The organism is Comamonas testosteroni (assembly GCF_000761245.1).
In the GTDB taxonomy this organism is placed as follows: domain Bacteria; phylum Pseudomonadota; class Gammaproteobacteria; order Burkholderiales; family Burkholderiaceae_C; genus Comamonas; species Comamonas testosteroni_C.
Genome location: NZ_AWOR01000001.1, coordinates 449,417 through 471,116, shown reverse-complemented (window position 1 = coordinate 471,116; position 21,700 = coordinate 449,417). Strand labels below are relative to the sequence as shown.

The following is a 21,700-nucleotide window of genomic DNA, read 5'->3' as shown; positions in this document are numbered from 1 at the left end:
AAGCGCACTCGCTTCGGCAGCAGGAGACAAATATGGATTTCGATTTTTCCGACGACCAGCAGCAACTGCGCGATGCCGTGGCCCGCTGGGTGGACAAGGGCTATACCTTCGAACGCCGCCAGAGCATTGCCAGCCAGGGCGGCTTCTCGCGCGAAGTCTGGAACGAGCTGGCCGAGCTGGGCCTGACGGCTCTGACCGTACCCGAGGAATATGGCGGTCTGGGCCAGGGCGCTGTCGATGTGATGGTGGTCATGGAGGAGCTGGGCCGCGGTCTGGTGATGGAGCCCCTGACCCAGGCTTTCGTGGCCTCCGCCCTGCTCGGCCAGTTTGGCGACGAAGCCCTCAAGCAAGCCTGGCTGCCCCGTATCGCCAGCGGTGAAAAGCTGGTGGTGCTCGCATCGCAGGAGCGCAAGGCGCGCTACCAGATTGATGTTTGCGCAGCAAAGGCGTCTAAGTCCGGCGATGGCTATACGGTAGATGCTACGAAAAACATTGTTCCTGCGGGCGACCAGGCCGACGCCTTCATCGTGCCAGCTCAGCTCGACGGCAAGATTGCGCTCTTCCTCGTCGAGAACGGCCGCGAGGGCGTGAGCAGCAAACCCTATGCCACCCAGGACGAAGGGCGCGCGGCCGATCTGGTCTGCCGGTCAGCAGCGGCTACCCTGATCACCACCAATGGCGTGGCTGCCCTTACCCTGGCCCAGGATGTGGCCAATGCCGCTCTTTGCGCCGAAGGCGTGGGCGTGATGGAGCAGACGCTCAAGCTCACAACCGAGTACATGAACCAGCGCAAGCAGTTTGGCGTGGTGATCTCCAGCTTCCAGGCCCTGCGCCACCGCGTGGCCGATATGAAGATGCAGCTGGAGCTGGCCCGCTCCATGAGCTACTACGGCACGCTCAAGCTGGTGGCGCCTGCTGAGGAGCGCCATGTCGCCATCGCCCGCGCCAAGGTGCAACTAGGCCAGTCCATGCGTTATGTGGGCCAGCAGGCCGTACAGCTGCATGGCGGCATCGGCGTGACGGACGAATATGTGGGCAGCCACTATTTCAAGCGCCTGACGCAGATGGAGATGACGGGCGGCGACACCCTGCATCATCTGGGCACGGTATCGGCCCATATGCAAGACAGCGCTGGCGTCTTTGCCTGAAAGCCCGCATCAACATTCATCAAGATCACGGCAACTGCATTCAAACCAGAACCAAAAGTCAACAGCACGCTTCGGCGTGCTGTTTTGCTTCCTGCATGCGCTATGGGCCCTGCCGCTCTTCCTATGATCTTTGCGCCATCACAAAGATCAAGGAGACATGCATGAGCAAGCAAGACAGCGAAAAGTATCTGCTGGAGTCCATCCGCCTGGCCATGGGCAATGTCAAGGGCCGCGAATCCGCGACCTGGCCTTTCGGTGCCGTACTGGTGCGTGACGGCAAGATCCTGGCGCGTGCCGTCAACCAGGTCGATGATCTGTGCGATCCCACGGCCCACGCCGAGATGCAGGCACTGCGCATTGCCGCCAAGGCCCAGGGCAGCACCGATCTGTCCGGCTCGGTCATGTACGCCAGCGGCTACCCCTGCTCCATGTGCCACACCGCCATGCTGCTGGCCGGCGTGAAACAGGTGTACTTCGCCTACTCCAACGAAGACGGCGAGCCCTACGACCTGTCGGCTGCGCGCGGCTATGAGGAACTGGCCCGCCCCGCAGGTCGGCGCGAGCTGGCCGTCGTCGGCCACCGCGTGCGCGATGCCGGCGAGGATCTGTACCAGGCCTGGCAAAAGGCCGTGGACGAAGATCGCGCCACGGTCTAGCCAGCACTGGCTCCAGCCGCTATCAAAAGCAAAGCCCTGAATGACAAGTTCAGGGCTTTTGCATTGTGGATAGCCTCAGGTCAGCAGATAGTCCACCGGCTTGAGCGGCGCCGGAACCTGGGGGTCGCCCAGCGACTGGCTGAGGCTGATCTCGATGCTGCGGCAGATGCTGTCCAGTGCCAGGTCGTTGCTTTCCATGCCGAATGGTTCTTCCAGCTCGTCACCCAGCACATCGAGGCCGTAGAAGGTATAGGCCACGATGGCCACGACAAACGGCGTCATGAAGCCCGTGATGTCCACCAGGCCAAAAGGCAGCAAAAAGCAGTACAGATGGGCCGTGCGGTGCAGCAGCAAGGTGTAGGAAAACGGAATCGGCGTATTGCGGATGCGCTCGCAGGAGGCAGCGGCCGTCGTGAAGCCATTAAGCGTGCGGTCCAGCTCCACGGCCAGACAGGGGTCTATGCGCTGCTCGCGCACACACTGGCCCAGATCCTTGCCCATGGCCAGCATCAGCGCATCGGTGCGCTGATTCAGCGGCAGCAGCTGCAGGCGCTGCCATTCGGCATGGGTCAGCCATTGCTGGGCCGCCACATCGTCCTTGAGTTCGCGCAACTGGGCCCGCAGCACATGAGAAAAAGCCACGGCCCGGTGCACCATGCGCACCCGCACATCGTTGGCCCGCTGGCGCGGGTCTACGGGGTGATCGAGCTCGATCAGGCTCAGGCACTGGCGCGCCAGCGTGCGTGCATAGATCACGATCTCGCCCCAGAGCTTGCGTCCCTCCCAATAGCGCGCATAGGCCGTGTTGTTGCGAAAGCCCAGAAAAATCGCCAGCGGCAGGCCGATCAGGGTGAACGGAATCGGCGTGATGGGGATCTTGGTGTGGAACAGCGTGCCATGCGCCACGGTGACGATGATGGCCAGCACGATGTTGACGGCAAGCACACCTTTGATGCGTTGCAGCACCGAGCCCCGGACAATCCACAGCAGCTTGAAGCCCGACGGGCGATCTCTGACGATCATGAAAACGAGAAATGAGGTCTAAACCCGAATTCAATCACAAGCATGCGGGGATTTCAGCCGGCGCCGAGAACTCCCACTGCGGCAGTAGGCAGCCCGTGCCGCGCCAGCACGGTACATGCGGCATCTGCTGCACATGGGCAGCGAACCCCGACATGCGGTGTCAGGCGGCCAGCCAGTATAAGAAAAGCCCCGCATTGCAAGGCTTGGGCGCGCTGCAGGGCTCAGGCTGCCTGCAGGCTGCCAGCACTCACGCGCTGCGCCAGGCGCAGTCGGCTGATGAAGCCGATCTGGCGCAGGGCTTCGGCGAACTCCTGCTCGGTGCCGCGCTCGGTGCGCGAGGCCAGCTCGGCAAACAGGCCGGCGCGCGTGTAGTGGCGCACACAGGCGATGAAGGGAAAGCCATGGCGCTTGCGATAGGTCTCGTTGAGCAAGACCAGGCGCTCGCCCTGAGCCTGCTCCAGATCACCCAGCCCCGCGCTTTGCTGCTCCTGCTGGGAGTCAACGGTCAGCGTGCCGGAGCGCACGGCACTGGCCGACAGCTCAGGGTGGCCGCAGAGAAAGCGCAGGGTCTGCTCGCGCGGGCTGCCATGCACGGCGGCCAGCATGGCCTGATGCAGTGCATCGAGGCTGGCGAACGGACGCTGCTCGGCGGCCGCATCGGCCACCCAGGGGGCATATTCAAAAACCTCGCCGAGCGCAGCCGCAAAGGCCGCGTGCGTCATGGTGTTGAGCTCGTCGAGCGTGGGGATGGAGGAGGTAGTGGTGCTAGTCATGAGGCCAGTGTAGGAAGCGCGTTTACCGCCTCACAGTGCTGGCTTGTTATAGCCCGTATAGCAGCCAGCTACGTCGACGCCGTCAGCACCTGCGAGGCCTGATTGAGCAGGGCGCGCAGCCAGATATGGGAGGCATCCCGGTGCCGGGAAGAATGCCAGAGCTGGTAGAAGCGCATGACGCGGTTGCCCATGGGCAAAGGCACCATGGCCAGCGGCAGCCGCCTGGCGTGATAGGCCGCGAAATGACGGCTGGTGGTCAGCAGCAGATCGGTGCCCACCAGCAGGTCCGGTGCCATCGAGAAATGCGAGCACTGCACGCGGCCGTCACGACTCAACCGCATGGTGCCCAGACTGCTTTCCACCACGCCGCGCTGATCGGGCGAGTAAGGCGTGAACACCACATGCGCTGCCTGCAGATAGTGCTCGGCCGTGAGCCGGCCCGGCTCGGCCAGAGGATGCTTCTCGTCGAGCAGGCAGACCACCTCGTCCTCTAGCAGCGTGGACATGTGCAAATGCTCGGGCGGACTCGGCCAATTGCCGATGACGATATCCACCTCGCCGCTTTGCAGGGCCTGCTCATAGTCGAAGTTCTGGCCCAGCGGCAGCAGGACCAGTCTCGCACCCGGCGCCTGCGCACGCATGAGCTGGACCACGCGCGCCATGAAGGGCGGCGCCAGATAGTCGGGCATGGCGATGGTGAAGCGCAGCTGCGTGGTCTCGGCCACAAATTCCTTGCCCACGCTCAGCAGCCCATCGATCAGGCCCAGCGCCGCACGTGCCTGCTCCACAGCCTGGAGTGCACGCGCCGTCGGCACCATGCGGTTCTTGTCCCGCACCAGCAGAGGGTCGTTGAAGATGGCCCGCAATCGCCGCAGCGCCGCGCTGATGGCCGGCTGTGACTGATTGAGGCGTATTGCCGCGCGCGACACGCTTTTTTCGCTGATCAAGGTGCACAGCACGCGCAGCAAATAGGTATCGAACGGTTCTTCGCTGCGAGACACGTGTTTTCCCTAGAGATATGCATTTTGCTATGCGGCTCATAGCAGGCGCTTAGTTTCGCATATCGCCACAAGTCGCGACCATGCAAGTGTCCGCAAACCCAACAACAAATTTCCGAGACAAGGACTTGCCATGAGTGCTCACCATGTGCCCATCAGCGGCACTGCTGCTTCCGTCGATCAGGTCGACGCCACCTACTCCAAGATTTCCTGGCGCCTGCTGCCCTTTCTGGGCGTGCTGTGGGTGCTGGCCTGGCTGGACCGCGTCAACATCGGCTTCGCCAAGCTGCAGATGCTCGACGACCTGAAGTTCAGCGAAGCCGTCTACGGCCTGGGCGCCGGCATCTTCTTCATCGGCTACTTCCTGTTCGAAGTGCCGTCCAACATGCTGCTGCAGAAGATAGGCGCCAAGAAGACGGTGATGCGCATCACCATCGGCTGGGGCCTGATCTGCATCCTGCAGGCCTGGGTCACGACACCGACCCAGTTCTACATACTGCGCTTTCTGATGGGCGTGTTCGAGGCGGGCTTCTACCCCGGCATCATCCTCTACCTGACCTACTGGTATCCGTCCAAGCGCCGCGCCAAGGCCTTCGGCACCTTCATGTCGGCCTCGGCCATCGCCGGCGTCATCGGCGGCCCGCTGGCTGGCGGCATCATGACCTGGGCGGCAGGCGCGCACGGCATGCACGGCTGGCAGTGGCTGTTCATCATCGAAGGCATCCCCTCGGTGCTGGCCGGCATCTTTGCCTACTTCTACATGACCGACCGTCCCGAGGAAGCCAAATGGCTCACCGACACGGACCGCGCCGTCGTGCGCCAGCAGCTCGAGATCGACCAGAAGGCCCAGGGCGAGCGCCACAGCGACTGGCGCACCCTGTTCGGCAACCCCATGGTGTGGCTGCTGATCGCCGTGTTCTTCTGCCTGCTGTGCGCCAACTCCACGCTGACCTTCTGGATTCCCACCGTGATTCGCGAAGCCGGCTTCACATCCACCATGCAGGTGGGCTGGATCGCCGGTGCAGCCTATCTGCTCGGCGCGGCCGGCATGATCATCAACGGTCGCCATTCCGACCACCGTGGCGAGGTGCGCTGGCACTTCGCGGGCTCGGTCCTGCTGGGCGCCGCGGGCATGCTGGCCCTGGCCGTCACCATGGGCATGGACAGCATCCCCGTGATGGTGGCGCTGACGGCCATGGTCCTGGCACTGGTGGGCACCATGAGCGCGATTCCCGTGTTCTGGCAGATGCCCAACATGCTGCTCAGCGGCGGCGCCGCTGCCGTGGGCGTGGCGCTGATCAACTCGGTGGCCAATCTGGCCGGCTTCGGCGCCCCTTATCTGATGGGCGTGATCAAGGCCTCTACCGGCAAGGTCGCTCCGGGCCTGTACCTGGTGGCCATCGTGGAAGCGCTGGCAGCCGTTCTCGCCATCGCCTTCGTCGCCCGCATCCAGCGCCGCAAGAACGCCTGAAGGAGTCATCTCCCATGCATTCCACACCCACATCAACCCCGTCGCGCCGGCAGTTCGCACTCTCGGGCCTGGCGCTCGGCGCCTCGGCCCTGACGGCCACACACGGAGCACTGGCCGCCGACAAGGCCCCGGTAGCGCCCGCCCAGGCCGCCGGCCCCATCGTGCTGCATGGCGTCAGCCCGCGCCTGACCATGCATGCCGTGGACACCTTCCATGGTTCTGCGGCCACGGGCTTGCGCATCGACTTCTCGCGCTTCGACGGCGAGACCTATGTGCCGATACGCAGCTTTGTCGTGAATGCCAACGGCCGCGCCGACGAGCCGCTGCTGATTGACGACAGCTACCGCAGCGGCCGCTACGAAATGCTGCTGCATGTGGACGAGTACTTTGCGGCCAAGGGCGCCAGGCTGCCGCGCCCGGCCTTTCTGTCCAAGGTGCCGGTGCGCTTCCAGATCGTGAACACGGCAGAGCGCATCCACCTGCCCATTCAGTTCGGCCCCTGGAGCTACACCTATTCGCGCGGCAGCTAAGCCGCCATATCTGCGCTCTATCGCAACCCATCGAAAGACCACCATGGCAGGCATCAGCACCCATGTACTCAACCTCACCACCGGCCGCCCCATCGCCGGCATGCGGGTGGAACTCTACGACGTGGCGCAGACCCCCGCGCAGCGCCTGAACAGCACCCGCACCAATGCCGACGGCCGCACCGACGCCCCCATGCTGCCCGCCGCCGCGGCCCGCACCGGGGACTTCGAGCTGCGCTTTTACACAGGCGAGCATTTCAAGGAGCCCACGGCGCTGTCGGAAGAAGTGCTGGTGCGCTTTTCCATCTTCGACGCTGCTCAGCACTACCACGTGCCCATGCTGTGCTCGCCGTGGTTCTTCAACACCTACCGCGGCAGCTGATTTTTTACCAAGGAGAACGACTCAATGAACAACGAAAACGACAGCGGCAAATACCTGCTTGAATCCATCCGCCTGGCCATGGGCAATGTCAAGGGCCGCCAGCAGCCCACCTGGCCCTTCGGGGCCGTGCTGGTGCGTGACGGCAAGGTGCTGGCGCGCGCCGTCAACCAGGTCGACGAGCTCTGCGACCCTTCGGCCCACGCCGAGATGCAGGCTTTGCGCATAGGCGCCAAGGCCCAGGCCAGCACCGATCTGTCGGGCGCTGTCATGTATGCCAGCGGCTACCCTTGCTCCATGTGCTATACGGCCATGCTGCTGGCCGGCGTGAAGCAGGTGTACTTCGCCTACTCCAACGAAGACGGCGAGCCCTACGATCTGTCGGCCGCGCGCGGCTATGTGGAACTGGCCAAGAGCGAAGACCAGCGCGAGATGGCCCTGATCGGCCAGCGCGTGCGCGACACGGGCGAGGACCTCTACGAGGCCTGGCAAAAGGCCGTCTCTACCACCGCAGCCACCGCCTGAGCGCTTTCTTGCGTCCTCTCTTTACAGCCCCGCGTGCTCCTGCCCGGGGCTTTTTTCATGCTCTTTTTAACTGCGCCAGCGTGATCCACGCGGCACATGGGCCACGAGAAACTCCATCTGGTCGGCCAGAATGCGGCGGTTTCTCAGGATGAAATCCTCCCACAGCGTGGGCGTGTAGGGCGTGTAGAGCAAAGGCATGCGGGCCTGCTCCGGCGTTCTGGCACCCTTGCGGTGATTGCAGGCGCGGCAGGCAGTGACCAGATTCATCCAGCTGTGCTGCCCGCCGGTGCTCACGGGGACAATGTGCTCGCGAGTGAGATCGCCTTCATGAAACTGCCGCCCGCAATAGGCGCAGACACAGCGGTCACGAGCAAAGAGCTTGCCATTCGTCAGCCCCGGCAGCAATTCGTGCGGGTTGATATTCGGCATGCCCTTGGTGCCGATGATGGAGTTGATGTGAATGACTGACTGCTTGCCCGTCACCGCATTGTGGCCACCACGAAAGCAGGCGATTTCGACACCGGCTTCCCAGCGCACATCTTCTGCTGCGTAATGCAGCGCCGCCTGCTCCAGCGTTACCCAGGACTGCGGCAGCCCCTGGGCTGTCAGCTTCAAGACTTTCACAACCAGCCTCCATACAGTCAAACATCGACCACGGAAAACGGACAAGCATCTTGGCGCTTTTGAGCACAATCGTGCAGCCTCCACAGCTGCCTGATTTGAAGCAATATACTCTGAAACTATGTCAAATTGACGGCTTGTGTCGCATGCATCGGCGCCAGTTGCTACAAATAACAAAGCAGCCCATGAAGATTTTTCGCGGTATCAATCATCCCGGCCTGGCTCCGGCCTGTGCTGTGACTATTGGCAATTTTGATGGTGTACACCGGGGACATCAAGCCATGCTGGGCCTGCTCAAGGCCGAGGCGGCCCAGCGCGGCATTCCCAGCTGCGCCATGACCTTCGAGCCGCACCCGCGCGACTACTTTGCCAAGAAGCTGGGCAAGCCTGAGCTGGCCCCGGCCCGCGTGGGCACGCTGCGCGACAAGCTCAGCCAGCTCGAAGTCTGCGGCGTCGATCAGGTCGTGATCCTGCCCTTCAACCAGGCCCTGGCCAGCCAAAGCCCCGAAGACTTCATTCAGGATGTGCTGATCTCGGGTCTGGGCGCCAAATACGTGCTGGTGGGTGACGACTTCCGCTTTGGTGCCAAGCGCGCCGGCGACTACGCCATGCTGGACAACGCCGGCCAGGCCCTGGGCTTTGATGTGGCCCGCATGAACAGCTATGAAGTCCATGGCCTGCGCGTGTCCAGCACGGCCGTGCGCGAGGCGCTGGCCGACGGCGACATGCAGCAGGCCGCCAAGCTGCTGGGCCACCCCTACCGCATCTCGGGCCATGTGGTGCATGGACGCAAGCTGGGCCGCAAGCTGGCCGAATCCCAAAGCGGAGCCGAGGACGGCTTTCGCACGCTGAATCTGCGCTTCGACCATTGGAAGCCTGCCGCCAGCGGCATTTTTGCCGTGCTGGTGCACGGGCTGACGGACCAACCGCTGCAGGGCGTGGCCAACCTGGGGGTGCGCCCCTCGCTGGACCCCAACGACATCAACGGCGGCCGGGTGCTGCTGGAGACCCACTGTTTCGATTGGCCCGCCCAGCTGGGTGGAGAAGGTGCCTACGGTAAAATCATCCGCGTGGAACTTCTGCACAAACTGCACGACGAGCTGAAGTATGACAGTCTCGATGCCCTGACGGTCGGCATCGCCAAGGACTGCGATGACGCGCGCGCGTTTTTCGCCTCGGCCCACATACCGTCTCACACCTCGTCGCACACAGAGACCCGTCGCCAGACCACGCGCGACCGAATTTGAAGCTCGCTGCTCGCACGTTCCAGGCGCAGCAGCGCACTGGCGCTCACCTCACCATTCACGCCCAGGCAGAACTGCCCGGGCCTTGCATTGCTTTCAAGGTTTCCCATGTCTGATTCGAAGTCCAACAAGCCCGAAGCGTCCGCTTACCGCGCCACGCTGAACATGCCCGACACCCCTTTCCCCATGCGCGGCGACCTGCCCAAGCGCGAGCCCGCCTGGGCCAAGGAATGGGAAGACAAAGGCATCTACAAGAAGCTGCGTGACGCCCGCAGCGGAGCGCCCAAGTTCATCCTGCACGACGGCCCTCCGTACGCCAACGGCAAGCTGCACATCGGCCATGCGGTGAACAAGATCCTCAAGGACATGATCGTCAAGAGCCGCCAGCTCGAAGGCTTTGATGCGCTCTACGCACCGGGCTGGGACTGCCACGGTCTGCCCATCGAGAACGCCATCGAGAAGCTGCATGGCCGCAATCTGCCGCGCGACGAGATGCAGGCCAAGAGCCGCGCCTTTGCCGCCGAACAGATCGAGCAGCAGATGGTGGACTTCAAGCGCCTGGGCGTGCTTGGCGACTGGAACCACCCCTACAAGACCATGAACTACGCCAACGAGGCCGCCGAGCTGCGTGCCTTGAAGAAGGTGATGGAGCGTGGCTTTGTCTACCGCGGCCTCAAGCCCGTGTACTGGTGCTTTGACTGTGCCTCCTCGCTGGCCGAGTTCGAGATCGAATACGCCGACAAGCAAAGCCAGACGCTGGACGTGATGTTCCCCGCCGCCGAGCCGGCCAGACTGGCCGCAGCATTCGGCCTGGACAAGCTCGACAAGCAAGCCTTCATCGTCATCTGGACGACCACGGCCTGGACCATCCCCGCCAACCAGGCGCTCAACGTCAACCCCGATCTGGAATACAGCCTAGTGGAGACCGAGCGCGGCCTGCTGATCGTGGCCTCCGCCCTGGTCGAGAAATGCCTGGCCCGCTGGAAGCTGGAAGGCCGCGTGCTCGCCACCGCCAAGGGCGAAAAGCTCGACCACATGCCCTTCAAGCACCCGCTGGCCCATGTGGACAAGGGCTTTGACCGCATCTCGCCCGTGTACCTGGCCGAATACGCCACCGCCGACGACGGCACCGGCATCGTGCACTCGGCGCCCGCCTATGGCGTGGACGACTTCAACAGCTGCATGTCCAACGGCATGGACTACAAGCAGATCCTGAACCCCGTGCAGGGCAACGGCGTGTACGCGGCCGATCTGCCCATGTTCGGCGGCCAGCATATCTGGAAGGCCGTGCCCGTCATCCTCGACGCGCTGAAGGTCGCGGGCCGCCTGATGGACACCACCACCATCAGCCACAGCTATCCGCACTGCTGGCGCCACAAGACGCCCGTCATCTACCGCGCGGCCGCCCAGTGGTTCATCCGCATGGACGAGGGCGAAGGCGTGTTCACCGATCCCGCGCAAAAGCCCGAGAAGACCCTGCGCCAGATCGCGCTGGATGCCATCGAGCAGACCAACTTTTACCCGCAAAACGGTCAGGACCGCCTGCGCGCCATGATCGCCGGCCGTCCCGACTGGTGCATCTCGCGCCAGCGCAGCTGGGGCGTGCCCATCCCCTTCTTCCTGCATGTGGACACGGGCGCCCTGCACCCGCGCACCATGGAGATCATCGACCAGGCGGCCGCCATGATCGAGCAAGGCGGCATCGAGGCCTGGAGCCGCGTGAGCACCGAAGATATCCTGGGCGCCGAAGAGGCCAAGAGCTACACCAAGAGCACCGATATTCTGGAAGTCTGGTTCGACTCCGGCTCCACCTTCTGGCATGTGCTGCGCGGCACCCACCCCGAGCACCACCACGACAAGGGTCCCGAGGCCGATCTGTACCTGGAAGGCCACGACCAGCACCGCGGCTGGTTCCACAGCTCGCTGCTGCTGGCGTCGGCTATCTTCGGCCGCGCGCCCTATCGCGGCCTGCTGACCCACGGCTTCACCGTGGACGGCCAGGGCAAGAAGATGTCCAAGTCGCTGGGCAACACCGTGGCCCCGCAGGACGTGTCCAGCAAGATGGGCGCGGAAATCATCCGTCTGTGGGTGGCCTCGACCGACTACTCGGGCGACCTGGGCATCGACGACAAGATCCTGGCCCGCGTGGTGGACGCCTATCGCCGCATCCGCAACACGCTGCGGTTTTTGCTGGCCAACACCAGCGACTTCGATGCGAGCAAGGATGCCGTGGCCTACGGCGAGATGCTGGAGATCGACCAGTTCGCGCTGGCGCGTTCGGCCCAGCTGCAGCAGGAGATCCTGGCCCACTACAAGGTCTACGAGTTCCACCCCGTGGTCGCCAAGCTGCAGCTGTTCTGCTCCGAAGACCTGGGCGGCTTCTACCTGGACGTGCTCAAGGACCGCCTCTACACCAGCGCCCCCAAGAGCCTGGCACGCCGCTCGGCCCAGACCGCGCTCTACCAGATCACCCAGGCGCTGCTGCGCTGGATGTCGCCCTTCCTGTCCTTCACGGCCGAGGAAGCCTGGAAGATCGTGGGCCACAGCGAATCCATCTTCCTGGAGAAGTTCACCGAGCTGCCCGCCGGCGACGAAGGCCTGCTGGCCAAGTGGACGCGCCTGTGCGAGATCCGCAACCTGGTCAACAAGGACATCGAAGTGGTGCGCACCACCGGCGCCGTGGGCTCGTCCCTGCAGGCCGAAGTCACGCTCACGGCCGAGCCCGAAGACCTGGCCCTGCTGCAAAGCCTCAAGGACGATCTGAAGTTCGTCTTCATCACCTCGGCAGCGACTGCCGTGGCCGGCGATGCCCTGAGCACCACCGTGAAGGCCAGCGAGCACGCCAAGTGCGAGCGCTGCTGGCATTACCGTGAAGACGTGGGCGCGAACCCCGAGCACCCCTCGATCTGCGGCCGCTGCGACAGCAATCTGCACGGCACGGGCGAAGTCCGCACCAAGGCTTGAGTCTTAAAAAAGTGAGCTTCCAGCGCATGCTGGAAGCCATTTTCAGCATTAAATCATGCTGAAATACTTTTGAATCAAGCGCTAACCGCTATCAAAAAATCTTAGCAAAGAGCTGCCATGAGCAACACCCAGACCTCCTCCGCAGGCCTTGGCCGTATCTGGCCCTGGCTGCTGTGGGCGCTTGTCATCATCGGCGTGGATCAGATCACCAAGCAGATGATTCTGAGCCACTACCAGTATGGGGACTGGACTCCCATCACCGGCTTCTTCAACATCGTGCGCGCGCACAACACGGGCGCTGCCTTCTCCTTCCTGGCGGGCGGCAGCGGCTGGCAGCGCTGGCTGTTCGTGGCCATCGGCGTGATTGCCACCGTGCTCATCGTCTGGCAGCTGCGCAAGCACCCTGGCGAGAAGATGTTCTGCCTGTCGCTGTCCAGCATTCTGGGCGGGGCCATCGGCAATGTGGTGGACCGCCTGCAGCACGGCTATGTGGTGGACTTTCTGGACTTCTACTGGGGCAGCAGCCATTTTCCGGCCTTCAACGTGGCCGACATGGGCATCACCCTGGGCGCCATGCTGCTGATCCTGGACGAGGTTTTGCGCGCAAAACGCGCCAAGAACCAGCGCCTATAAGCATCAGCCGCTTTTCATCTGCAAGGCCCGCTGTCTCTTTAGCAGACAGCGGGCCTTGCTCATTGCGCCCCGCTCTGGCCGAATTCGGCCGACTCGTGGACGGGCTCGGCAGCACTGTCAGGCATATCTCGCTGCTCGGGCATATCGCGCTGAAATATCGCGCTGAATATGGCTGCCCGCAGACGAGGTGATGTCGCCCCGGACCACGGACTGAGCCAGTGTGATTGCGTCAGCCGCTCTTGCTCGGCCATCTGCTGCGCCTGCCGCAGATCGCTACACGCCATCTGCGCCGGCCCCAGCAGCGGACAGCGATACCGCCGCCCCACATTGCCAGATGCACAGCGACGGCCTGGGCTGGCCGCGCCGCAAACGCAACAGCCGCCCCCCCCACCGGAACAGCAAGCCGGCGGCCGACAAGGCTGCCAGGCTGCCAGCAGCATCAAAAGGAAGCCCGCCGCAGCGGCGCCGGGCATGGCAGGAATCATGAACCTACCTTTTTAATAGCATCGAAGGCAATACAGATATACGGAAAACTCGGTCATCTTTGAAATCTCATCCGTAGAAACGATGTTTCGAACAATTCGTTTTTGTTCTATTGTGTTCTTTATTCCGCACTTATTTGTGCGTGAAGAGTGAGCCATCCCGGCAGACCGACCTCACTCAGGGGTATATTAGGTCGCTCCTTCGCGGGCAGAACATGAAGCATTTATTGAATCTTTTAGCAGCCATTGCCCTGTTGATCTGGGGCTCTCAGATGGTTCGCACCGGCGTTCTGCAGGTCTTCGGCGCAAACCTTCGCAATATTCTTGCCCGCAGCATGAGCAACCGCTTGTCTGCGGCGCTTTCCGGCATGGGCGTCACGGCCCTGGTTCAGTCCAGCACGGCTACCTCGCTGATGACCTCGTCCTTTGTGGGCCAGGGACTGATCACCTTGCCCTCGGCCCTTGCCGTGATGCGTGGTGCCGATGTGGGCACGGCCATGATGGCCGTGCTGTTCTCCACCGACCTCTCCTGGCTGTCGCCGCTGTTCATCTTTGTCGGCGTTGTGCTCTATATCTCGCGCAAGGATTCCAAGCCCGGTCGTATCGGCCGCGTGCTCATCGGCCTGGGCCTGATGCTGCTGGCCCTGCGCCTGGTGGTGGAAGCCACCGAGCCCCTGCTGCAGGCCCCTGCCGTGCGCACCCTGCTGGCCTCGGTCAGCAGCGATCTGTTCATGGAGCTGCTGCTGGGCGCGGTACTGGCCGTGCTGGCCTATTCCAGCCTGGCCGTGGTGCTGCTGATTGCGGCCATGGCCAGCTCCGGCGCCATTCCGCTGGATGTGGCTCTGGGCCTGACCCTGGGTGCCAACCTGGGCAGCGGCCTGGTCGCGGCGCTCACCACCGCCAAATCGGCGGTGGAGGAGCGCCAGGTCACCATAGGCAATCTGCTGTTCAAGATCATGGGCGTGGCCATCGTCGCCCCCTTTATCGGGCTGTGGTCGCAGTACGCCCAGCCCTATCTGCCCAACGCCGGCCAGAACGTGGTGATGTTCCATCTGGCGTTCAATGTCTTCAACAGCCTGTGCTTCATCGGCCTGACCCAGCTGGTGGCCCGCTGGGTGACGGCCATGCTGCCCAAGCCCGAGGAAGAAAGCGCGGCCAAACTGCTGCGCCCACGCCACCTGGACCCCTCGGCCCTGTCCACTCCCTCGCTGGCCATCACCTGCGCCGTGCGCGAGTCACTGCATCAGGCCGACGTGGTGGAGTCCATGCTGATCGGCCTGCAAAGAGTGGCCGAAACCGACGATGCCAAACTGTCCGAGGAAGTGCGCCACCTGGAAGGCACGGTGGACGACCTGTATTCGGCCATCAAGTACTACATGACCAAGATCTCGCGCGCCGAACTCGACGAGCGCGAAGGTCAGCGCTGGACGGAAATCATCAGCTTCACCATCAATATGGAGCAGATCGGCGACATCATCGAGCGCGTGCTGCTGGATCTGGAAGACAAGAAGATCAAGAAGGGCCGCCAGTTCTCGGCCGCCGGAAAACAGGAAATTCACGAGCTGACCCAGCACCTGCTGGACAATCTGCGCCTGGCCATGAGCGTCTTTCTCAACGGCAATGTGCGCGAGGCGCAAAAGCTGCTCGAGGAAAAAGCGCGCTTTCGCGATCTGGAACTGGCCTACTCGGCAACCCACCTGGAGCGCCTGTCGCAGCACACGGTATCGAGCATAGAGACCAGCTCTTTGCATATCGACATGATCAGCGACCTCAAGCGCATCAACTCGCTGCTGTGCTCGGTGGCCTACCCGATTCTGGAGCAGGCCGGAGCCCTGGCGCCCAGCCGGCTCAAGTCCACCGCAGTGGAGAGCCAGCGCTAGCTGCTCTGCCGCCCTACCAGCCCATGTAGGCGGCAAGCACCAGGGACGCCTCGGGTGTGAAATAGCCCTGAAGCATCCAGCCCTGGACCTCGGTCGGCTCCAGCCGCTCGAAACGCTGCACCTCGCCATCCTGGTTCACAGGCTGCAGCGCATCGGGCACCAGGGCCGAGAACCAGTCTATGCGCTCGACCATATAGCCCTGCCCCTCTGCTTCGTCGCTGGGTCTTGCGAACATCACATTTCCGCCGTGCCGAAGCTCGCCGAGTTCTGCCACATGCAGACCGGCCTCCTCCCAGGTTTCACGCGCCAGCGCCTCGGCCAGACCATCTGCCGCCGAGACCATGCCTCCCATCAAGGTATCCCACATGCCGGGGTTGTTGGCCTTGTCCTGCGAGCGCTGCTGCACCCAGATCGAGCCATCCGCGCAGACGCCCACCAGATGCACGGCTCTGGTGGCAATGCCCAGTGGCCGCACGGCACCACGCTCGACGGTTGCCAGCTGCTGGCCTTGCGCATTGCAGACCGCCAGCTGCTCATTGCGCCACGCCCCAGCAAGGCCGGCACTGCGCATGGCCAGGGCCAGCCGGTTCAGATTCTCGGTCGCCCCGCCCTCTCCCTTCAAAAGCCATTGCCCGGCAACCGACTGCAAGTCGACCTCGTGCACCGCCAGCAGCTCCTGCCCCAGCTTGCTAGCGAAGTCTTCCTCGATACTGCCAATCTGTTGATCACCAATGCACAGCGGCTGGCGCGGGCGCAGAGGCTGCCTGCTGGCCATGGCATGTTGTGCCTGCAGCCATTGCTGCTGGAGCGACGTGGTTTGCTGCTTCATGAAAAATCTCCCATGCACTGCATTGTGCTCAGCTTCGCAAAACGGGAAGGCTTGCATCACTATTGAGGACCGCCGGCTTGCTGCCAACAGCCGCTGCCGCAGGGCGCTGCAGGTCCAGAGGCCAGTTGCCGCGCGTTACAGTGACAACCCATGAGTTCCCCCCTGAAACCCGCCACGGTCGCCATGCTCAGCCTGGCTCCGGCACTTTGGGCCGGCAATGCCATCGTGGGCCGTCTCGCTCACGATCTGATATCGCCTTTCGCGCTCAACTTCCTGCGCTGGTGCATCGCCTTTGTGCTGCTGCCGCTGGCGTGGCCGGTGCTGCGCAGGAACAGTCCGATCTGGCCGCTGTGGCGCCAGTACATGCTGCTCGGGCTGCTGGGCATAGGCTGCTACAACGCCTTGCTGTACTTGGCGCTCAAGACCTCGACCCCTCTGAATGTGACGCTGGTGAGCTCCAGCATGCCAGTGTGGATGCTGGCCATAGGCCGGCTGTGCTGGGGCATTCGCGTCAGCCGCCGGCAGATGTGCGGAGCCCTTCTGTCCGTGCTGGGCGTGGCGGTGGTGATGTCGCGCGGCGACTGGCAGACGCTACTTGCTCTGCGCTTTGTGCCCGGCGACCTTTTCATGGTGCTGGCCACCATCGCCTGGGCCTTCTACACCTGGCTGCTGTCGCGCAGCAGCGGCCCCCAGGAGGTGAAGTCGCATTGGGCCAGCTTTTTGCTCGCGCAGATCGTTTTCGGCCTGCTCTGGTCCGGCCTTTTCACGGGCGGCGAAGCCTTGCTGGGCGAGTTCCGCCTGGTGCCGGGCTGGCCGCTGCTCGGCAGCCTGCTGTTCATCGCCGTAGGCCCGGCCATTTTGGCCTACCGCTTCTGGGGCATGGGCGTGCAGCGCGCCACGCCCGCCATTGCGGGCTTCTTCGGCAATCTGATTCCGCTGTTCACGGCCCTGCTGTCGATTCCCGTGCTCGGCGAAACCCCGCACCTCTACCACGCGCTTGCGTTTGCGCTGATCGTGACCGGCATCGTCGTGTCGTCGCGCAAATAAACGGCTGCCCGCCCAGACAAAAGCCCCGCATTGCGGGGCTTTGTCGTTTCAGTACTCGATCACGGATCAGTAAGTGCCGGGATACAGGCCGCCGTCGGGCAGGATGTTCTGTCCCGTCATATAGCCGGCCTGGCGGCTGCACAGGAAGGCACAGATGGCGCCGAACTCCTCGGCCGTGCCAAAGCGCTTGGCCGGGATCTGGGCGGCCTGGGCCTGGCGCACGGCATCCAGGTCCTGACCGGTCTTGTTGGCCGCCGCCTGATGGGTTGCCACCAGACGGTCGGTGTCGAACTTGCCGGGCAGTATGCTGTTGATGGTGACGCCCTTGGCGGCAATGCCCGAACGCGCCAGGCCGGCCACAAAGCCCGTCAGACCGCTGCGCGCGCCATTGGACAGGCCCAGGATGTCAATGGGCGCCTTGACTGCGCTGGAGGTGATGTTGACGATGCGACCGAAGCCACGCGCAGCCATGCCGTCCACCGTGGCCTTGATCAGCTCGATAGGGGTCAGCATGTTGGCGTCCACTGCCTTGATCCAGGCCTCACGATCCCAGGTACGGAAGTCGCCAGGAGGCGGGCCGCCGGCGTTGGTCACGACGATGTCGTAGTCCTTGCCCGGGCCGCCGGCGGCTTCGAACACTGCCGTGCGACCTTCTGGCGTGGTGATGTCTGCAGCGACACCGATGACCTTGATCTGAGGAGCTATGGCTTGCAACTTCTGCACGGCCAGCTGCAATGCCTCGGCGTTTCTGGCGTTGATGACCAGATTCACCCCCTCTTCGGCCAGGGCCTTGGCGCAGCCAAAACCCAAACCTTTGCTGGCGCCGCAGACCAGAGCCCAGCGCCCGGAGATTCCAAAGTCCATGTCAGTGTCCTTTCACACAGTTTCCAAGCCGGGCAAGCTGCCCGACGCTATCAAAATCAATAACTGCTAGAGCTTTATCAGAAAGCGCTGGCATCCAGTTTCATGCTCAATGACTGCGACCATGAAACAGCTTGTGGTGCAGCCTGCGAAGCGACCACCAGACGCCCAGCGCCACGACCGGAATGGCCACCGCCGCCGTCGACTCGGGCGACCAGGGCCAGCCCAGCTTCTGCCCGCCCTTGGCCAGATAGCTGATCAAGCCGGTGATGTAGTAGGTGATGGCCGCCACCGACAGGCCTTCCACCGTGGACTGCAGCTTGAGCTGGGTGCCCTGTCGGTCGTTCATCGTGCCCAGCAGTTGCTGGCTGCTTTGCTGCTGCTCGATCTCGACACGCGTGCGCAACAGGCTGCTGACACGGGAGACACGCTCGGACAGCGCATTCTGACGGCGTGTCGCCCATTCGCAGGTGGCACGCGCAGGCGTGAGTCGCCGGTCCATGAATTCACGGATGGTCTGGATGCCGTCCACCCGCGTCTCCTGAATTTCCTGAATGCGCCTGTCCACCAGTTCGAAATAGGCGGAACTGGCCGAAAAGCGCGAATGCGTGGCCGCATATTCGCTCTCCACCTGTCCGGCCAGCCGGGTCAGGCGGTCCAGCAGCGCCGGTTCGGTATCGCGGTCGGCCGCGCGAATGGCATTGGCCAGCTCGGCCAGTTCACGCTCGGCTGTGGCCAGCACGGCTGCTGCCTTGCGTGCGGCGGGCAGGCCCAGCAGCGCCGCCATACGATAGGTCTCGATCTCCAGCACGCGCTGCACCAGACGGCCCAGGCGGCGCGGGGACAGGTCGGCGCCCGCCAGCAGCAGCATGCGCGAGAAACCATCGGGGTGAATCGCAAAGTCGGTATAGATGGCCCCCGCACCGCCGGAGACGCGCGAGCCGACCAAAGTATCGGCTTGCAGCATGTGGCGCATCAGATACTGCGGGTCCACATCCTGCTCGTTCAGCGCCCACAGATGCAGACTGCTCAGGCACTGCCCCGGCAGGGCGGCCAGCCAGTCGCGCGGCACGGCGTCGATGGCTGTCTCGGGCTCGCGCACATCAGCCACGCCGGCCTGCGCCATGGGCGTGGTGAAGGTCCAGGCCACGAACTCGGTGTGCTGCTCCCAGCGCAGGCGAAATGCACCCAGGTCGATCAGCACATGGGTAGTTGCCGCATCTGGCAAAGGGCGATGGTGGTTGCGCAGCAGGGCTGCCACATGCTCGCGGCTGGCTTCACGCTGGGCTGCATCGGTGAGCATCACGATATGGGTGATAGCCAGAGGGGCCTGCATGATTTCCGCAGGACGGGCATGAATTTCGTTGTGCAGCAAGACCCGCTGAGGGTGCTGCGCGGGCAATAAAGACAAGGCCATGCAATCTTTCGAATAACTGCAGCTATTTTGCCGCCCTAATCCATAGTCCCTGGAACAAAGGTCCTCATATAAAAAAAGCGGCCCCATAAGGGCCGCTTTAACGATGATCAGCGATCAGGTTGACGATCAGTCTTCCACGAAAGCTTCTTCACGCTTGTTCTTCACTGCAGGCATCAGCACGATCACCAGCAGCACCACGGCGGCAGCCAGCAGGCAGGCGGAGATGGGACGGGTCACGAACACCGACCAGTCACCACGCGACAGCAGCAGGGCACGGCGCAGGTTTTCTTCCATCATCGGGCCCAGAATGAAGCCCAGCAGCAGAGGAGCAGGCTCGGTACCCAGCTTGTGGAACACATAGCCGATGAAGCCGAAGATACCGACCATCCACACGTCCCATGCGTTGTTGTTGGTACCGTACACGCCGATCGCGCAGAACAGCACGATGGACGGGAACAGCCAGCGATAAGGCACGGTCAGCAGCTTGATCCAGACGCCGATCAGCGGCAGGTTCAAGATGATCAGCATCAGGTTACCAATCCACATGGAGGCGATCAGACCCCAGAACAGTTCGGGGTTGCTGGTCATCACCTGAGGACCGGGCTGGATGTTGTGGATCGTCATGGCACCCACCATCAGCGCCATCACGGCGTTGGGAGGGATACCCAGGGTCAGCAGAGGAATGAACGATGTCTGCGAACCGGCGTTGTTGGCCGACTCGGGAGCGCACACGCCACGGATATTGCCTTGACCGAAAGGAACTTCGCCGGGCTTCAGCTTGGTCTTCTTTTCGATGGTGTAGGCAGCGAAGGCCGACAGCATGGCGCCGCCACCGGGCAAGATACCCAGGGCCGAACCCAGGGCCGTGCCGCGCAGCATGGCAGGAATCATGCGCTTGAAGTCTTCGCCTGTGGGCATCAGACCGGTCACCTTGGCGGCGAACACTTCGCGCTCGTCTTCAGGCTTGGACAGGTTGGCAATGATTTCGCCGTAACCGAACACACCCATGGCGATCACGACGAAGTCGATGCCGTCGGTCAGCTCAGGAATATCGAAGCTGTAACGAGCCACGCCGGAGTTCACGTCGGTACCGACCATGCCCAGCAGCAGACCCAGCACGATCATGGCGATCGCCTTGAGCAGCGAGCCGGAAGCCAGCACCACGGCACCGATCAGACCCAGGGTCATCAGCGAGAAGTACTCGGCGGGGCCAAACTTGAAAGCGACTTCGGTCAGGGGAGGAGCGAAGGCAGCCAGGATGATGGTACCCACGCAGCCAGCGAAGAAGGAGCCGATACCGGCTGCCGCCAACGCGGGCCCCGCCCGGCCTTTTCGCGCCATCTGGTATCCGTCGATCACCGTCACCACCGACGAGGATTCACCTGGCAGGTTCACCAAAATGGCAGTAGTGGAGCCACCGTACTGGGCGCCGTAGTAAATACCGGCCAGCATGATCAGCGCCGCCACAGGAGGCAGTGCGTAAGTGGCGGGCAGCAACATGGCGATGGTCGCCACGGGGCCAATGCCGGGCAGCACGCCGATCAGCGTACCGAGCAGACAGCCCACAAAGCAGTAGATCAGGTTTTGGAACGTGAAAGCCACGCCAAAACCCGTCGACAAGTTCTGAATCAGATCCATGGACGATGCTCCTGATTAGCCAGCAATGAAGCTAGGCCACACGGGGAACTGCAGATTCAGCGCCCACACGAAAGCGAAATAGCTGCCGACCGCCAAAATGGTGGCCAGGATGGCTGTTTCCTTGAGGTTGAAGGTCTGACCGGCCATGCTGGCGACAAAGACCAAAGCGTAGATCGCAATGATCAGGCCGAACTGGGGGATACCCAGAGCCGGCACGCCCACCAACAGAATGCCGAAGGCAAAGTTGGCAGCCAGCACGAAAAACACCGGCTTCCAGGCCCACTTGCCGATCTTGTCACCACCTTCGGGGCCCTTGGTCAGGCCGCCGATGCAGATGGCTGCACCCAGGATGGCCATGAGGACACCCAGAATCAGAGGGAAGTAACCTGGACCCATGCGGGCGCCGGTGCCAATGGTGTAGTTGGATGCGCCGATCGCAAATGCGAGACCGACGACCAAGAACATCAGACCGGAGAAAAAGTCTTTTTGGCTCTTGATTTTCACAAAACGTCTCCTTACGGAAATCACGACTTGGCGATTCTCGTTTCATAGATATGCCAAATTGATGTGGATTCCACCTACAA

At 62.9% G+C, this 21,700-nt stretch carries 20 protein-coding genes; 11 read left to right on the top strand and 9 right to left on the bottom strand.

The genetic code is table 11. From position 1 onward, the window contains the following. The first annotated feature begins 32 nt into the window (after positions 1-32). Positions 33-1,148 carry an acyl-CoA dehydrogenase family protein gene (locus tag P353_RS02125; RefSeq protein ID WP_034365428.1) on the top strand — a complete coding sequence of 372 codons (1,116 nt, stop codon included), beginning with the start codon at positions 33-35 and terminating at the stop codon, positions 1,146-1,148. A 161-nt stretch (positions 1,149-1,309) separates the two neighbouring features. Then, positions 1,310-1,804: a nucleoside deaminase gene (locus P353_RS02120; RefSeq protein ID WP_034364675.1), complete on the top strand. Its 495-nt coding sequence runs from the start codon at positions 1,310-1,312 to the stop codon at positions 1,802-1,804. A 75-nt stretch (positions 1,805-1,879) separates the two neighbouring features. Here the strand turns inward: P353_RS02120 and P353_RS02115 are convergent, their stop codons facing one another. The 3 genes from P353_RS02115 to P353_RS02105 form a co-directional block, all read right to left on the bottom strand. After that, positions 1,880-2,827, bottom strand: coding sequence for a bestrophin family protein (locus tag P353_RS02115; protein ID WP_034364672.1), 948 nt, complete (start codon positions 2,825-2,827; stop codon positions 1,880-1,882). 221 nt (positions 2,828-3,048) lie between these two features. Further along, positions 3,049-3,600, bottom strand: coding sequence for a 2-oxo-4-hydroxy-4-carboxy-5-ureidoimidazoline decarboxylase (gene uraD / locus P353_RS02110; protein WP_034364669.1), 552 nt, complete (start codon positions 3,598-3,600; stop codon positions 3,049-3,051). A 68-nt stretch (positions 3,601-3,668) separates the two neighbouring features. Further along, positions 3,669-4,601 (bottom strand): LysR family transcriptional regulator, encoded by a 933-nt coding sequence (locus P353_RS02105; protein WP_034364667.1) that lies wholly within the window; start codon positions 4,599-4,601, stop codon positions 3,669-3,671. A gap of 130 nt (positions 4,602-4,731) precedes the next feature. Here P353_RS02105 and P353_RS02100 point away from each other — a divergent pair, with 130 nt between their 5' ends. From P353_RS02100 to P353_RS02085, 4 genes are read left to right on the top strand one after another with little or no spacing between them, the layout of a single operon-like run. Continuing rightward, complete coding sequence (locus tag P353_RS02100) at positions 4,732-6,069, top strand: MFS transporter (RefSeq protein ID WP_034364664.1); 1,338 nt, start codon at positions 4,732-4,734, stop codon at positions 6,067-6,069. A gap of 14 nt (positions 6,070-6,083) precedes the next feature. Next, positions 6,084-6,599: a hydroxyisourate hydrolase gene (locus P353_RS02095; RefSeq protein WP_034364661.1), complete on the top strand. Its 516-nt coding sequence runs from the start codon at positions 6,084-6,086 to the stop codon at positions 6,597-6,599. A gap of 43 nt (positions 6,600-6,642) precedes the next feature. Then, positions 6,643-6,978: a hydroxyisourate hydrolase gene (gene uraH, locus P353_RS02090; RefSeq protein ID WP_012837181.1), complete on the top strand. Its 336-nt coding sequence runs from the start codon at positions 6,643-6,645 to the stop codon at positions 6,976-6,978. A gap of 24 nt (positions 6,979-7,002) precedes the next feature. Continuing rightward, positions 7,003-7,500, top strand: coding sequence for a nucleoside deaminase (locus tag P353_RS02085; RefSeq protein ID WP_034364658.1), 498 nt, complete (start codon positions 7,003-7,005; stop codon positions 7,498-7,500). 66 nt (positions 7,501-7,566) lie between these two features. On the opposite strand, the gene P353_RS02080 is transcribed toward P353_RS02085, so the two are convergent. Continuing rightward, on the bottom strand, positions 7,567-8,124 hold the full coding sequence (locus P353_RS02080; protein WP_034364656.1) for an HNH endonuclease: 558 nt from the start codon (positions 8,122-8,124) through the stop codon (positions 7,567-7,569). Between the two features lie 182 nt (positions 8,125-8,306). On the opposite strand from P353_RS02080, the gene P353_RS02075 reads away from it, so the two are divergent. The 4 genes from P353_RS02075 (at position 8,307) to P353_RS02055 (ending at position 15,324) form a co-directional block, all read left to right on the top strand. Further along, the gene (locus P353_RS02075; RefSeq protein WP_034364653.1) at positions 8,307-9,368 is read left to right on the top strand and encodes a bifunctional riboflavin kinase/FAD synthetase; all 1,062 of its coding nucleotides are present in this window, start codon (positions 8,307-8,309) and stop codon (positions 9,366-9,368) included. A gap of 105 nt (positions 9,369-9,473) precedes the next feature. Then, entirely contained in the window at positions 9,474-12,329 is a 2,856-nt protein-coding gene (gene ileS, locus P353_RS02070; RefSeq protein WP_034364650.1) for an isoleucine--tRNA ligase, read from the top strand. A 117-nt stretch (positions 12,330-12,446) separates the two neighbouring features. Next, positions 12,447-12,962 (top strand): signal peptidase II, encoded by a 516-nt coding sequence (gene lspA, locus P353_RS02065; protein ID WP_034364648.1) that lies wholly within the window; start codon positions 12,447-12,449, stop codon positions 12,960-12,962. Between the two features lie 697 nt (positions 12,963-13,659). Beyond that, positions 13,660-15,324, top strand: a complete 1,665-nt coding sequence (locus P353_RS02055; RefSeq protein WP_034364643.1) for a Na/Pi cotransporter family protein — start codon at positions 13,660-13,662, stop codon at positions 15,322-15,324. Positions 15,325-15,337: 13 nt separating this feature from the next. Here P353_RS02055 and P353_RS02050 read toward each other — a convergent pair whose 3' ends face one another. Continuing rightward, a complete protein-coding gene (locus P353_RS02050; protein WP_034364640.1) occupies positions 15,338-16,153 on the bottom strand; it encodes an NUDIX hydrolase in 816 nt (271 codons plus the stop codon). A 150-nt stretch (positions 16,154-16,303) separates the two neighbouring features. On the opposite strand from P353_RS02050, the gene P353_RS02045 reads away from it, so the two are divergent. Then, positions 16,304-17,200, top strand: coding sequence for a DMT family transporter (locus tag P353_RS02045; RefSeq protein ID WP_034364637.1), 897 nt, complete (start codon positions 16,304-16,306; stop codon positions 17,198-17,200). Between the two features lie 66 nt (positions 17,201-17,266). Here P353_RS02045 and P353_RS02040 read toward each other — a convergent pair whose 3' ends face one another. From P353_RS02040 to P353_RS02025, 4 genes are all read right to left on the bottom strand, one after another. Beyond that, entirely contained in the window at positions 17,267-18,064 is a 798-nt protein-coding gene (locus P353_RS02040; protein WP_034364634.1) for an SDR family oxidoreductase, read from the bottom strand. A gap of 106 nt (positions 18,065-18,170) precedes the next feature. Further along, a complete protein-coding gene (locus tag P353_RS02035; protein ID WP_034349041.1) occupies positions 18,171-19,478 on the bottom strand; it encodes a DUF3422 family protein in 1,308 nt (435 codons plus the stop codon). 126 nt (positions 19,479-19,604) lie between these two features. Continuing rightward, on the bottom strand, positions 19,605-21,116 hold the full coding sequence (locus P353_RS02030) for a tripartite tricarboxylate transporter permease (RefSeq protein ID WP_034364630.1): 1,512 nt from the start codon (positions 21,114-21,116) through the stop codon (positions 19,605-19,607). A 15-nt stretch (positions 21,117-21,131) separates the two neighbouring features. After that, entirely contained in the window at positions 21,132-21,620 is a 489-nt protein-coding gene (locus tag P353_RS02025) for a tripartite tricarboxylate transporter TctB family protein (protein ID WP_034364627.1), read from the bottom strand. Between the last annotated feature and the right edge of the window lie 80 nt (positions 21,621-21,700).

Excerpts from the sequence above, each read along its gene's own strand:
- P353_RS02125 (WP_034365428.1), top strand. The coding sequence starts at position 33 with ATGGATTTCGATTTTTCCGACGACCAGCAGCAACTGCGCGATGCCGTG.
- P353_RS02075 (WP_034364653.1), top strand. The coding sequence starts at position 8,307 with ATGAAGATTTTTCGCGGTATCAATCATCCCGGCCTGGCTCCGGCCTGT.
- P353_RS02050 (WP_034364640.1), bottom strand. The coding sequence starts at position 16,153 with ATGAAGCAGCAAACCACGTCGCTCCAGCAGCAATGGCTGCAGGCACAA.
- P353_RS02030 (WP_034364630.1), bottom strand. The coding sequence starts at position 21,116 with ATGGATCTGATTCAGAACTTGTCGACGGGTTTTGGCGTGGCTTTCACG.
- uraD (WP_034364669.1), bottom strand. The coding sequence starts at position 3,600 with ATGACTAGCACCACTACCTCCTCCATCCCCACGCTCGACGAGCTCAAC.
- P353_RS02115 (WP_034364672.1), bottom strand. The coding sequence starts at position 2,827 with ATGATCGTCAGAGATCGCCCGTCGGGCTTCAAGCTGCTGTGGATTGTC.
- P353_RS02045 (WP_034364637.1), top strand. The coding sequence starts at position 16,304 with ATGAGTTCCCCCCTGAAACCCGCCACGGTCGCCATGCTCAGCCTGGCT.
- P353_RS02040 (WP_034364634.1), bottom strand. The coding sequence starts at position 18,064 with ATGGACTTTGGAATCTCCGGGCGCTGGGCTCTGGTCTGCGGCGCCAGC.
- P353_RS02085 (WP_034364658.1), top strand. The coding sequence starts at position 7,003 with ATGAACAACGAAAACGACAGCGGCAAATACCTGCTTGAATCCATCCGC.
- P353_RS02095 (WP_034364661.1), top strand. The coding sequence starts at position 6,084 with ATGCATTCCACACCCACATCAACCCCGTCGCGCCGGCAGTTCGCACTC.
- uraH (WP_012837181.1), top strand. The coding sequence starts at position 6,643 with ATGGCAGGCATCAGCACCCATGTACTCAACCTCACCACCGGCCGCCCC.
- ileS (WP_034364650.1), top strand. The coding sequence starts at position 9,474 with ATGTCTGATTCGAAGTCCAACAAGCCCGAAGCGTCCGCTTACCGCGCC.
- lspA (WP_034364648.1), top strand. The coding sequence starts at position 12,447 with ATGAGCAACACCCAGACCTCCTCCGCAGGCCTTGGCCGTATCTGGCCC.
- P353_RS02055 (WP_034364643.1), top strand. The coding sequence starts at position 13,660 with ATGAAGCATTTATTGAATCTTTTAGCAGCCATTGCCCTGTTGATCTGG.
- P353_RS02100 (WP_034364664.1), top strand. The coding sequence starts at position 4,732 with ATGAGTGCTCACCATGTGCCCATCAGCGGCACTGCTGCTTCCGTCGAT.
- P353_RS02120 (WP_034364675.1), top strand. The coding sequence starts at position 1,310 with ATGAGCAAGCAAGACAGCGAAAAGTATCTGCTGGAGTCCATCCGCCTG.
- P353_RS02035 (WP_034349041.1), bottom strand. The coding sequence starts at position 19,478 with ATGGCCTTGTCTTTATTGCCCGCGCAGCACCCTCAGCGGGTCTTGCTG.